This window comes from Streptomyces adustus, from assembly GCF_009377175.1.
GTDB classification, from domain to species: domain Bacteria; phylum Actinomycetota; class Actinomycetes; order Streptomycetales; family Streptomycetaceae; genus Streptomyces; species Streptomyces adustus.
The window spans coordinates 19,350-30,818 of record NZ_VJZD01000042.1 but is presented as its reverse complement, the minus strand read 5'-3'; the positions used below and the strand labels follow the sequence as shown (position 1 = coordinate 30,818).

10 protein-coding genes and 1 pseudogene are annotated in these 11,469 nt (G+C 73.1%); 5 read left to right on the top strand and 6 right to left on the bottom strand.

What is annotated here, in order from left to right; all coding sequences use genetic code 11:
• Nucleotides 1–26: 26 nt before the first annotated feature.
• Nucleotides 27–1,472: a TerD family protein gene (locus FNH09_RS13265; protein WP_152887419.1), complete on the bottom strand. Its 1,446-nt coding sequence runs from the start codon at nucleotides 1,470–1,472 to the stop codon at nucleotides 27–29.
• A gap of 251 nt (nucleotides 1,473–1,723) precedes the next feature.
• On the opposite strand from FNH09_RS13265, the gene FNH09_RS13260 reads away from it, so the two are divergent.
• Nucleotides 1,724–2,359, top strand: a complete 636-nt coding sequence (locus FNH09_RS13260) for a maleylpyruvate isomerase N-terminal domain-containing protein (protein WP_152887417.1) — start codon at nucleotides 1,724–1,726, stop codon at nucleotides 2,357–2,359.
• A gap of 41 nt (nucleotides 2,360–2,400) precedes the next feature.
• Here FNH09_RS13260 and FNH09_RS50135 read toward each other — a convergent pair.
• A pseudogene (locus tag FNH09_RS50135) lies at nucleotides 2,401–2,556 on the bottom strand (DUF6928 family protein); the annotation flags it as partial.
• A gap of 52 nt (nucleotides 2,557–2,608) precedes the next feature.
• Between FNH09_RS50135 and FNH09_RS13255 the strand changes: the two are divergent.
• On the top strand, nucleotides 2,609–3,328 hold the full coding sequence (locus FNH09_RS13255) for a nucleoside/nucleotide kinase family protein (RefSeq protein WP_152887415.1): 720 nt from the start codon (nucleotides 2,609–2,611) through the stop codon (nucleotides 3,326–3,328).
• 49 nt (nucleotides 3,329–3,377) lie between these two features.
• Here FNH09_RS13255 and FNH09_RS13250 read toward each other — a convergent pair whose 3' ends face one another.
• On the bottom strand, nucleotides 3,378–5,210 hold the full coding sequence (locus FNH09_RS13250; protein ID WP_152887465.1) for a hypothetical protein: 1,833 nt from the start codon (nucleotides 5,208–5,210) through the stop codon (nucleotides 3,378–3,380).
• Nucleotides 5,211–5,553: 343 nt separating this feature from the next.
• On the opposite strand from FNH09_RS13250, the gene FNH09_RS13240 reads away from it, so the two are divergent.
• Complete coding sequence (locus FNH09_RS13240; RefSeq protein WP_152887411.1) at nucleotides 5,554–7,326, top strand: ArnT family glycosyltransferase; 1,773 nt, start codon at nucleotides 5,554–5,556, stop codon at nucleotides 7,324–7,326.
• Here the strand turns inward: FNH09_RS13240 and FNH09_RS13235 are convergent.
• Nucleotides 7,314–7,730 carry a DUF3662 domain-containing protein gene (locus FNH09_RS13235; RefSeq protein WP_152887409.1) on the bottom strand — a complete coding sequence of 139 codons (417 nt, stop codon included), beginning with the start codon at nucleotides 7,728–7,730 and terminating at the stop codon, nucleotides 7,314–7,316. The genes FNH09_RS13240 and FNH09_RS13235 overlap by 13 nt on opposite strands.
• A gap of 145 nt (nucleotides 7,731–7,875) precedes the next feature.
• Between FNH09_RS13235 and FNH09_RS13230 the strand changes: the two genes are divergently transcribed.
• Together FNH09_RS13230 and FNH09_RS13225 are read left to right on the top strand one after the other, a co-directional pair.
• A complete protein-coding gene (locus tag FNH09_RS13230) occupies nucleotides 7,876–8,823 on the top strand; it encodes a MurR/RpiR family transcriptional regulator (RefSeq protein ID WP_338017559.1) in 948 nt (315 codons plus the stop codon).
• Between the two features lie 287 nt (nucleotides 8,824–9,110).
• Complete coding sequence (locus tag FNH09_RS13225) at nucleotides 9,111–9,497, top strand: hypothetical protein (protein WP_202919659.1); 387 nt, start codon at nucleotides 9,111–9,113, stop codon at nucleotides 9,495–9,497.
• Nucleotides 9,498–9,746: 249 nt separating this feature from the next.
• Here the strand turns inward: FNH09_RS13225 and FNH09_RS13220 are convergent, their stop codons facing one another.
• Nucleotides 9,747–10,430 carry a peptidoglycan-binding protein gene (locus tag FNH09_RS13220; RefSeq protein ID WP_162468521.1) on the bottom strand — a complete coding sequence of 228 codons (684 nt, stop codon included), beginning with the start codon at nucleotides 10,428–10,430 and terminating at the stop codon, nucleotides 9,747–9,749.
• A 62-nt stretch (nucleotides 10,431–10,492) separates the two neighbouring features.
• Nucleotides 10,493–11,320, bottom strand: a complete 828-nt coding sequence (locus FNH09_RS13215) for an ATP-grasp domain-containing protein (RefSeq protein ID WP_152887403.1) — start codon at nucleotides 11,318–11,320, stop codon at nucleotides 10,493–10,495.
• Nucleotides 11,321–11,469 lie beyond the last annotated feature (149 nt).

Genomic DNA, 11,469 nt, shown 5'->3' with positions numbered 1-11,469 from the left:
GGTGTCCTGGAGCCGGGAGTCGGCGGTCAGCGCCGCTTGAACTCCACCGGTCCCGCGTTCATCGCGATGGTCCCGTCCGGGTTGAGGACCGGCCGGCGTTCCGTCATCCGGCCGCTGTAGGCCTCGATGTGGTGGATCGCCGCCCCGTCGGCGCCGGTGAAATCGACGAGGGCGATGGCGACCCAGTAGCGGGTCTTGGTGTTCTCGAAGAGCGGGACGGTGACGGTGGAACCGCGCCCGTCGTCGACGACGACCCGCGCGCCGAAACTGCGGAAGGAGCCGTAGCCGTTGCTGACGGCGGAGTAGGCGCACAGCAGGACGTATCCCTGCTCGTCGGGGCGCACGATGCGCAGCGACTCACGGCCCGGAGCGCGTGCGTCGCCGTCGAGGCGGATGTAGGGCGGGCTCTGCACCGAACCGAGGCGCTTGTAGTAGACGACGTCACCGCCCTTCCCTTTCTTCGCCGTGTCCGAAGCGGTCCCGGTCCGGGTCCCGGTCCCGGCGACCGCCGACCCGGGCCGCAGCGGCTCGCCCTGCGCCACATGACCGGTCTTGACGAGGGTGCCGGGCGCCGTCTCCCCGCGCACGGCCTTGGCGGCGGGCACGAACAGGGCGTACAGGTCGAGGTCGGCGCCCATCCTGCGGCGCCGGTCGCTGCCGCCGTCCCACTCCAGGGACGCGGTGACCACCGACTCGCGGTCCGACTTGTCCAGCCCGATCGAGATCCGGCCGCCCTTGTCGAGACTGACTCTGCCCAGCGGAGGCTTGCGCAGGTTCGCCGGCGCCGCGGCGCCGACGGACGGCGGCCCGGGCACCGGCACCGGCTCCACCACCGACGGGGTGTCGAGTGGGGCCCGACCGGTGTCGGTGTCGAGCGGGGCCCCGCGGTGGTCGGTGCCGAGCGAAGCTCCGCCGTGGTCGGTGTCGGGCCGCTCCCCGGCCGGGGCAGGCTGCGGCTCCTCGACCCGGATGCCGAAGTCGGTGGCGAGGCCGGCCAGTCCGTCGGCGTAGCCCTGCCCGATGGCGCGCAGCTTCCAGACCGGACCTCGGCGGTAGAGCTCCATCAGCAGCACGGCGCGCTCGCCGTCCACGAGGGCGGGCGGACAGAACCGCACCGGTTCGGCCCCGTCCTGCTCGGCACGTACCAGCACGTCCCTGACGTCGCTGAAGGTACGGGTCGGGTCGTCGGGGTCGCAGCTGCCCACCAGGACGACCCGGTCCACGTCCGTGGGCAGTGCGGCCGGATCCACGACGATCCGCTCGGGCCCCTCGGTGTCGGCGGCCAGGTGCCGGACGGCTCCGGACTCGGCGGAGGGCTGGTTGTAGAAGACCAGGTCGTCGTCGGACCTGACCTTCCCGTCCGCGGAGACCAGCAGGGCACTGAGATCGACCGCGTCACCCACCGCGTGCAGTTCGACGGTGACGCACCCTGAGCCCACCGCCGTGTTCTCGCCTTTACGAAGCTCAGCCATGCCGTCCTCCCCGCGCTCTCCCCGTCACTTCGTCGCACCTTGTCACATCACGACGGCGAGGCCGAGCCGTTCGCCGCCCCGACGGCCGCGACCGCAGTCCGCAGTCCGCAGTCCGCAGTCCGCAGTCCGCAGTCCGCAGTCCGCCCGGATGTCCCACATCCTGCCTCGGGCGCAACTCCCCGGACCTATCATCAGATGTACCGCCCGGTCGCCGACCCGCGTACCGGGGCCGACCGGCGACGGGGGGCTTGATGGGTCTCGCAGACGCGTATCTGGGTGCCGCGACTCAGGCGGTGACCTTGCTGAGCACGCCTGAGGTCGCCGCTTCCTGGGAGAAGCCGAGCGCGTTGGCGGAGATGTCCGTCGCCGCCCTGGCCGGTCATCTGGCGTACCAGGTCCTCAGCGTGACCCCGGCACTGCGGGAATCCGCGTCGGGGCAGGCGCCGATCCCCCTTCTCGAACACTATGCGCGTGCCGCGTGGATCGATGCGCCACTCGACGGTGAGGTGAACACCGGTATCCGGGCGAAGGGGGCGGAGATCGCGTCCGAGGGCGCTCAAGCCTTGTTCGAACACGCCCGCGCGGAACTCGCCGGACAGCGGTTCGTGCTGCCGGGGACCCCGGGTGACCGGACCGTCTTCCTGCCGCAGACGGGTTGGTCCCTGAGCCTCGACGACTTCCTTGTGACACGGCTGACGGAACTCGCCGTTCACATGGACGATCTGGCGGTCAGCGTGGGAATCCCCGCAATGGAGATCCCGGCCGCCGCGTTCGATCCCGTGCTGGCCCTGCTGGCCAGACTCGCCGTCCGTCGGCACGGCCGGACGGCTCTGCTGCGCGCACTGACCCGCGCGGAGCGCGCACCGTCGGCGATCAACGCGCTCTGACGCCGCTCGCCGCCGGAGGCCCGGAGGTGTCCCGGAAGCCGCGAGGGGAAGTCGATCACCACCTGCTGATCGCCGATGAACTCCAGGCCCGGCCAACTGGCCGCGTAGACCGTCCCGCTCGGCGGGTACACGCCGCCGTTCAGCGTCGAGCCCCCGCACTCCGTGATCTCCCGGCCCGGGTGGAGCCGCCGCACCATGGCGGCCGTCCGATCCCTGGTCAGGGCGTCCGATCGGCTGGATGATCGCCTCATGTCCCCTGACGCACCGCCGACCGAGTCCGATCCGCCTTCCGGGACGGGTGCTTCGCGCCCGACCTCCGCCGACCTGCTGCGCCGGGCCGCCGCGCTCGTGCGGCCCGGGCGGCGGGCGATCCTCGGGGTCGCCGGCAGCCCGGGCGCGGGCAAGAGCACGCTCGCCGCCTGGCTGGTCCGGGAGCTGAACGGGGACGGGCCCGCCTGGGTCGCGCACGTCCCGATGGACGGCTTCCATCTCGCCGACGTCGAGCTGGACCGGCTCGGCCGCCGCGACCGCAAGGGCGCGCCGGACACGTTCGACGCGGCCGGGTACGCGGCGCTGCTGCGGCGACTGCGGGAGGAGGCGGACGGGGACGACATCGTGTACGCGCCCGGGTTCGAACGGGTGCTGGAACAGCCGCTCGCGGGGGCGGTCCCGGTGCCGTCGACGGCGCGGCTGGTCGTGACGGAGGGGAACTACCTGCTGCTGGGGACGGGTGCGTGGCGGCGGGTACGGCCGCAACTGGACGAGGTGTGGTTCTGCGAGGTGGACGAGCAGGAGCGGATCCGTCGGCTGGTGGCCCGGCACGAGGAGTTCGGCAAGGGGCACGAGGAGGCCGTGGCGTGGGTGCTGGGCACGGACCAGCGCAACGCCGACCTGGTGGCGGGGACCCGGGAGCGGGCTGATCTGGTGGTGCCGGAGGCGGCCGTTCCGCAGGTCGCGGCGGGGCCGTGAGGCGGGTGCGCGGCGGCCGCGGCAAGTCCTCGGGCGGGTCCGCCGCCGCTCACGCGCGCAGGGTCAGCTCCGGTTCCCCCGACGCGTCGCCCGCCGGTTGCCCGATCAGTGCGGTGAAGGCCTCAGTGCGGACCGTCAGGCCCGTCTCGCCGTCGGCGAAGACGGGGGCGAACGGGCGGCCCTCGGGGCCGTAGCGCACCGCGAACACGTGCAGGTGCTCCGGGGCGCCGGGTGCCGGGTCCGCCTCCAGCGCGCTGGAGGACACCAGGTGCCGCCAGCCCTCGTCGGGGTTGCCGTACACCCGTGGGTCGGCGGCCAGGGCGAAGGCGGCCTGCTCCTGCGTGGTCGCGGCGCGGGCGTCGAAGTGGTCGACGCCGGTGGTGCGGGGGTGGGTGAGCCGCAGCGGGCCCGCGCCCGTCACCCGTGCCTGCGCGGTCCTGCGTACCCGGTCGCCGTCGTCGGCGGCGTAGGGCAGCCCGGCCAGCAGGTACGGCGTACCGTCCAGCCGCTGCACGACGACCGTCGTCCACAGGCTCGTGCCGTCGGTGACGTACAGGGATCGGACATGGCGCAGGACGTGGTCGCGGCCGACGACCGGCTGGGTGACCAGTTTGGCCGTCAGGCCGTCCACGCGCACGTCCCGGACGCGGACCTCGCCCGTCGGACGGCACATCAGGAAGCCGTCGAGCACCGGTCCGAAGCCGTGCTGACGGTTCACGACGGCGGCCAGGCAGTACGTGCCGGCCGCCTCGACGAGCGCCGGGGTCATCCGGTCGTCGAAGGCCACCGAGACGGTGCCCGCGCGTAGTTGATGCCGCGCCGTCGGGGCGGCGGGGGTGCGGTGCCAGCGCGTAGGGTCCTGGATCTGCCAGACCAGCATGAACGCGAAGTGGCCGTCGAGACCGCCGTCGGCCCTGGTCGCATGACGGCCCCAGCGGCTGTCGCCCCGGTAGCGGCCCAGGTCGGAGCCGATGCGTCGGCCGAAGTAGCGCAGCCCGAGGACCGATTCGAAGCCGGAGTGCTGCTCGCTGTAGCGGGGGCCTCCGATGTCGAAGCCGCCGTTGGTCAGCCGGGCGTCGAGGTAGCGGGCCAGCGCGTCCCCGTCCTCGGCGAACATCTCCGCACCGCTGACCCGGTGGGCCTGGGCGAGAAAGGAGAGGGAGATCGGGCCGTAGTTGTTGTCGTACGCGCCGCGGTGCTCGGGGGGCAGCAGCGCGCCCCGGTCGCGCACCCGGTGGGCGCGGATCTCGTCGGCGTAGAGCGCGAGCGCGCGTGAACGCACCGACTCCCCCTGCTCCGGCGGGAGATGGCGGGCCAGCATCAGTCCGCCCACGACACAGCCGATGGCCTGGTTGCCCGCCTCCTGCGGGTTGAAGAAGGTCGCCTCGGTGAGCCGGTGCCAGTAGCCGTGCGCGGTGTCGCGGAGTTGCGCGCGCTGGGCGTCGGCGACCAGCCCGTCCGCCGCGTCCAGCACGTTCACCGCCTGGAGCAGCGCCCACACCGTGCTCGGCCAGTCGCCGATCGGGTGCGCGCCGGGCTCCAGGACATAGCGGGCGTACGGCAGTCGGGTGTCGCTCCGCCGGAGGTTGGGATAGCCGGGGTTGTCCTCGCGGTAGACGCGCTCGCGGAGGTGGAAGGCGAGGCTGCGGCCGACCGCCGCGGGCAGGCGCGGGTCCCGGGAGCGCTGCCAGGCCAGCGCCAGCAGCGAGGTGACGCCGAGCGAGGTGTCGCCGATGTCGTCGCCACCTGCGGGGTGTTCGAGGCTGCCGTCCGGGGTCAGCCGGGCCAGCGCCTGCTCCACGACGTCGGCGAGGACGGCGTCGTACGCCTGCGGGCTGTCGGGCAGGTCGTGCAACGGGCCGCGCTGGTAGGGAAGATGCATGGTTGCTCGGCCCTTCGGTGCGGAGGTCGCCGTGCTCACGGCCAGCTTCTTCGGGGAGGAGAGGAAGCAGATGAGCGCGGGCGGGAGTGCGGGCGTCCACCGGGCGAACATCGCGTGGCACGGTACGCAGGTGGGCTCGTCACGCGGGCGCGGCGCGGGCGGTCCGACCGTGGGGAGCTGAACCCCGGCCCGTCGCGGGCCGTACCTGTCCACACGGCGGAAAGTCTGTCGGTACGACTCCTGAAGCGGTGCCGTCCTGCGGGGCGGGAGCTGAGGCAGAGTACGTCCATGAGGCGGCTCAGGATCGCTCCCGCCACCCCACGCGGGGCGGACCCCGGGACGGATGATGGCGAGCGAAGAGACGACGGTCGTGCTCGACCGTGAGAAACCCACCGGCCCGGAAGCCGCCGGGCCGGCCACGGCGGCGAAGCTTCGACAGTGGCTGCGGCGGCACCGGCGCCTGCTGCTGCCGCTGGTCGTGACCGTGCTGCTGGCCCAGATGGCCGTGGCGATGGTGAGCACGGCGTTACGGCAGACCCCGACCATCGACGAACCGGTGTACGTCGGCACGGCCGCGGTCTCCCTGCACGAGCACCGGCTGCGCTACAACCCCGAGCATCCGCCGCTCGGCAAGCTGATCGTCGCGGTCGGTGTGGCGGTGGCCGATCCGCGGGTCGACCTGGCCTTCAGCGGTGACCAGGGCCAGGTCGGGCGCCATCTGCTGTACGAGTCCGGGAACGACCCCTGGCGGCTGATGCTGTGGGCCAGACTGCCGGTGATCACGCTGACCCTGCTGTTCGGTCTGGTCGTGTTCGGTTTCGCCCGGGACCTGGTCGGGGCGCGCGGCGCGGTCGCGGCGCTCGCGCTGTACGCCTTCTCCCCCGATGTGATCGCGCAAGGGTCGCTCGCCACGCTCGATCTCCCGGTGACCGGGTTCCTGGTCACCTCGGTCTGGCTGGTGTGGCGGGCCCGGCGACGCCCCCGGCTCTGGCTGCCGCTGTCCGGGGTGGCGCTCGGCGCCGCGCTGGCCACGAAGATGTCCGCGCTGCCCGCGGTCCCGGTGCTGATGGCCCTGGCCGCCGGGTCCGTGTGGGTGTGGCACGGCCGTCGGCGGGACGTGCCGCCCGCGGGCCCCACCACTCCCCCGGCCCGGCGTGGCGCGCGGTCGTGGCTCGGCGCGGGCCGGCGTGGCGCGCTCCTGGGGGCCTGCGCGGGTGCGGCCGTGCTGGCGCTGACCGCCGTCGCCGTCGTGTGGGCGACGTATCTGGCGGTCGATCCGCGGCTGCGGTGGACGCCCGAGCAGCACATCCCCGCCGCGCACGGCCTGCACGGCCTCCTGGTGCGCCTGATGCCCTTCCCGGACGCCTACCGGGACGGGATGCGCATCCAGTTCGCCTTCGAGAAGGCCCCCTGGAAGGGCTTCCTGTTCGGGCGGCTGTACTCCGGCCCGCTCTGGTACTACCTGCCCGCCGCGCTGCTGGTGAAGACGCCGCTGGGCATGCTGGCCCTGTGGGCGGCGGGCGCGCTCGCGCTGGTGACGGTACGACGGCTGCGGCCCGCCGCGCCCTATCTGCTCGCGCCGACGGCCGTGCTGCTCGCGGCGGCCATGCTGGGCTCGCGGGACTTCGGCACCCGCTACGCGCTGTTCATGCCGGTGTTCCTGGCGGTGGCGGCGGGCTGCGCCCTGACGGTACGCCTGCGGTGGACGCCGGTGGCGACGTGGGCGCTGGTGCTGTTCGTGGCGGCCAGCTCGATGCACACGTACCCGTACTACCTGCCGTACTCCAACGAGGCGTTCGGCGGGCCGGCCAAGACCCATCTGCGGCTGCACGACTCCAACGTGGACTGGGGCCAGGACCTGGGCGCGCTGGCCGACCGGTTGCGCGAGCGCTACGGGGGCAAGCGGGTCTGGCTGGTGTACAAGGGCAGCGGGGTGCCGTCGTACTACGGCATCCACGCGGCGGATCCGCGCAAGCGGCCCGCCGACGAGGTCCGCGGGCTGCTGGTCGTGTCCGACTCGGCCGTGGCCAAGGCGACGGGGCGGCTGGCCGCGCTGATCCACAGCAGCCGTGAGATCGACGAGGTCGGTCACTCGATCACGATCTACCGGCGCTGACGGTCCCGGGGTGCGTCCGCGACCGCCTCCGCGCCGACGTGCGCCGTCGCCCGACTGGCCACCCGGTAGCGGCCGTTGGGCACGTTCGAGGACCGCACGACCCGGACCGTGAGCGGCCCCGCCCACGCGTAGCCCTCGCGGTCCGCGTGCCGGGCCAGGCTGTCGGTGAGGGCCTGACCCACCTGGCTGTCCCGGCGCGTCAGTTCGTCGTGGACCGTGGCGTCCAGCTCGACGTCGTAGGCGTTGGGGACCACGACGAGGCGTTCGCTGCACACCACGGCGTGGTCGTCGCACTCGCGGCGCAGCGCGGCGAGCAGCTCGATCGGCTCCTTGCCCACGACGCGGGCCCACAGGGCCTCCCAGTGGCGTTCCAGGGTCAGTTCCCATGCGCTGAGCGCACCCATGCGTCTTCACCTGCCTGCTCGGGGTCGGTGTTCCTCGGCGTCGGGTGCCCGCGGTGCGCCCGGCCCTCACCCACGGATGTCGAAGGCCCCGGAGCCTGCTCCACAATCCCTGGTCACCGCGGTGGGTGAGCTATGTTCAGTGTCTGTGGGAGACAAAGAAGACGCGCCGGCCCCCTCGTTGCAGCAGGCGCGCGCACAGGCATCGGCGATCACGTCCGGGAAGACCGACCCGCAGGCGGAGGTCTCCCCCACCTCCCGGCTCAGGGAGCTCTTCGACGGGCCCCATCTGTCTCCCGGGCAGAGGCGTATCGCGCAGTATCTGATCGAGCACATCACCGAGGCCGCCTTCCTGTCGATCACCGACCTCGCCGACCGGGTCGGCGTGAGCCAGCCCTCGGTGACGCGCTTCGCGGCCGCGGTGGGCTTCAGCGGCTACCCCGCCCTGCGGGAGAAGCTCCAGGCGATCGCCCTGGGCACCCTGGCCGGCGGTCCGGCGGCGGACGAGGTGAACCGGGGCAACGAGCTCCAGGCGGCGGTGGACGCCGAGATCGAGAACCTGGAGAACCTGCGGCGCGACTTCGCGGATCCCGACCGGGTCATCGAGATCGGCCGCGCGCTGTCGGAGTCGTCGCCGTTGACGGTGCTCGGGCTGCGCATCTCGGTGTCGCTGGCCGAGTACTTCGCGTACGCGGCGCGCCGCGTCCATCCGGACGTTCGGCTGGTGACCCTGGGCGGCAGTGTCGCCTACGACGCGCTGCTCCAGTCCCGTGCGGCGGGCGGCACCTGGGTGCTGGCCTTCTCGATGCCCCGGCACGCGCAGGAGACCCTGGCCGCGCTGCGGGTCGCGCGCAGTGCCGGGCTGCGGGTCGCGCTGATCACCGACCTGGCGCTGGGGGCGCTCGCCGACGAGGCCGACGTCACCTTCGCCACCGGCACCGGCTCCCGGCTGGTCTTCGACTCCTACGCGGCGCCGGGCGTGCTGGCCGCCGCGCTGCTCCAGGCGATGACGGACGCAGGACCCGAGCGGACCCAGGCGCGGCTTGAGGAGTACGAACAGATCTCCGAGCAGCACCACTTCTTCCTGCGGGAGTGACGGCGGCCCCGGCACGACAGGACGTCCGCCATGGTCAAACGGCGTCACACCCGGATCATTCAGAACAGATCGCGCATGAATGTTTTCATGCATCTTGAAAAGCAGACGGCATATATAAATACTGCTCACGGCCGCACCCGCCCCGAGCCCGCCGTCCCTACCCACGTCGGCGCCGGGGCGCGGTCGGGCGTCGCCTGCGCGCGCCCGTGGCGGCTCCGGTCGTCCCCTGGACCGGAGCCGCCCCACCTCGTCGGACCACCCGTCCCGACGCCGCACACCCGGAAGCGATGATCATGACTCTCACGACGACGCGCATCAGCCCGGACTGGCCCTGCCAGGTCAAGACGCCCGGCAGCTACGACTGGGAACGTTCGGCGGCCAAGTGGCTGCGGGAACTCGTCCCCGCCCGCTACGCGAGCTACCCGGTACTGCTGCGCCACCCCGTGCTCCTGGCCCGGCACGCGACGATCCAGGTCCAGCAGGAGATCCGGGTCGCCCGCACCGCGCTCCAGACCGCGCGCGCCGATCTGCCGCGGCTGGGCCTGCCCGAGTCGGTCATCGAGCACACGATCAAGCTGTACGCGGCCGAGGTCATGCAGCTCCAGCACATCGCGCGCAGCGTCCGGGCGGTCACGGAGGCACTCGCCGAGCACGCCGCTGCCGCCGCTCGCTGACCGCATCGGACGCGCGGTCAGTCGTCGTCGCGGTGCTTCCAGTACCAGTACGCGCCCACGACGAGGGCCAGCAGGAAGACGGTGGGCAGCAGCAGGCCCGGAATGCGGGAGCCGGTCATCGCAACGGCTTTCGTTCGAGGCGGGCCGGCCGCCCCGTCGCGTCGGCCCCCGAGATCATCGTGAGCCCGCCCCTGCCCTCCGATCACGGCACTTTTCTCAGTCGTTGCCCGGCGTTCGATTCATCGGCCGTCAGCCGCCGCTCGTGCGTGCCTCCAGGTCACGGCGGGTGTCGTCGCCGTAGACGCCGGACTCGTCGCCCCGGATGCCGTACCAGAGCTGGAAGCGGGCCACCGCCGCGGTGAGGTCGGCGCCGTAGCTGCCGTCGGTGGCTCCGTGGTCGTACACGTTCGGGATGCGCAGCAGGCGCTGCTGGAGGTCGGTCACCTCGGGGCCGGAGTCGCCCTCGCGCAGGGTGCCCGCGCCGTCGGGGTCGGTGGACGCCGCGGCGGTCGGGGCGGGCGCGGAGGCGGACGGGGCGGGCGCGGCCGCGGTGGCGTCGTTCATGCGGGGCAGCAGGAGGGCGCCGGCGAAGCCGACGAGGGCCGCCGCGCAGACGCCCAGGGCGACGGCGGCACGGCGCTGCCACAGGCCGTCGCCCCGGCCCTCGCCGCGCCGTCCGGGACCGCCGCTCCCCGGTGCCGGCCGGTCGCGGAGACCGCCGTTCCCCGGTGCCGCCCGGTCGTGGAAGGGCGGCAGCTCCTGGGTCTCCTCCTCGGCCGGGGCATCGCGCACCGGCACGGACTCGTAGGCGGCGTCCTGCGTCATCTCGCGGAAGAGGTCCGCCAGCGCGTCGGTGCGGCGGGGGCGCAGGACCCGGATCGGTTCGAGGACCGGGCGGTCGTACGGCTCGCCGGGCTCGGGCGGTGTCGGCACGCTGCTCTCCTTCGGTACCTCGGGGCCCCCGGGGAGTGATACGCGCGCGCCGACGCCCGGGTTCAGCCCGCGAGGAACCGGCGCAGGGATCGCGCCGTCGCGGCCACGAAGGCGTCCCGCCGTGTCTCGTCGAGGGCGTCGAGGGAGAGATAGGGGTTGAGGTCCTCCAGCTCGACCAGCAGCAGGCGGCCGTCGGGTGCCCGGCAGGCGTCGACCCGCTGGATGCCGGCGTCGAGGGTGTTCCAGTCGATGAAGCGGTGGGCGAACTCCAGGTCCGCACCGGTGGGTTCGTACGTCCTGAGCTCCCAGCGCCGGTCGGGGTCCGGGGCGTACAGGGCGTACTGGAAGTCGTGGTCGACGAAGTAGAAGGAGACCTCGTACGTGAAGTCGATCCGCGGCTGGACCAGGACCGTGCCGTCGACGAGGCCGGGGAGCTCGTCGGCGGTGACCGTGCGCAGGCCTATGGAGTCGGCGCCGAGCTTGGGCTTGACGATGTAGTGCGCGGCCTCGGGCAGCAGCCCCAGGTCGGCCGGGCGATCGACGGTGGGGATCACGGGCAGGCCCGCCGCGCTCAGGTCGAGGAGGTACTGCTTGCCGGCCATGTCCGCCCGGCCGGTGAGCGGGTTGTAGACCCGGGTGCCGGCGCGCAGCGCCTGCTCGCGGAAGGCGTCGTACTGCTCCTGGTACGCCAGGACGGGGCCGCTGTTGCGGACCACGACGGCGTCGAAGGCCTCCATCAGGGCGGCGGCGTCGCACGGATGGCACAGGGCCAGGTCGAAGTCCGCGCGCAGCCGCGCGGTGAGGAGGATGTCCTCGTCGCAGTAGCGGCGCCCGCGGGCCGGGTACGCCAGATCGGTGACATAGAGGACGCGGGGGCGGGCGGCGGGCATGCCGGGATCTCCTCGGAAGCGGGTGAGCTGCGGCGCAGTGGGTGTCCTGCGGTGCAGGAAGATTACGCCGCGGGTCGCGAAGCCTTCACGGGGGACACTCAGTTCCCCCACGGGAGGGAACTGAGTGCCATCACGGCGGACCAGGTGCT

What these genes read in the sequence shown, in the direction of transcription:
- FNH09_RS13255 (WP_152887415.1), top strand. Translation starts at nt 2,609, where the DNA reads ATGTCCCCTGACGCACCGCCGACCGAGTCCGATCCGCCTTCCGGGACG.
- FNH09_RS13225 (WP_202919659.1), top strand. Translation starts at nt 9,111, where the DNA reads ATGATCATGACTCTCACGACGACGCGCATCAGCCCGGACTGGCCCTGC.
- FNH09_RS13260 (WP_152887417.1), top strand. Translation starts at nt 1,724, where the DNA reads ATGGGTCTCGCAGACGCGTATCTGGGTGCCGCGACTCAGGCGGTGACC.
- FNH09_RS13215 (WP_152887403.1), bottom strand. Translation starts at nt 11,320, where the DNA reads ATGCCCGCCGCCCGCCCCCGCGTCCTCTATGTCACCGATCTGGCGTAC.
- FNH09_RS13240 (WP_152887411.1), top strand. Translation starts at nt 5,554, where the DNA reads ATGATGGCGAGCGAAGAGACGACGGTCGTGCTCGACCGTGAGAAACCC.
- FNH09_RS13265 (WP_152887419.1), bottom strand. Translation starts at nt 1,472, where the DNA reads ATGGCTGAGCTTCGTAAAGGCGAGAACACGGCGGTGGGCTCAGGGTGC.
- FNH09_RS13235 (WP_152887409.1), bottom strand. Translation starts at nt 7,730, where the DNA reads ATGGGTGCGCTCAGCGCATGGGAACTGACCCTGGAACGCCACTGGGAG.
- FNH09_RS13250 (WP_152887465.1), bottom strand. Translation starts at nt 5,210, where the DNA reads ATGCATCTTCCCTACCAGCGCGGCCCGTTGCACGACCTGCCCGACAGC.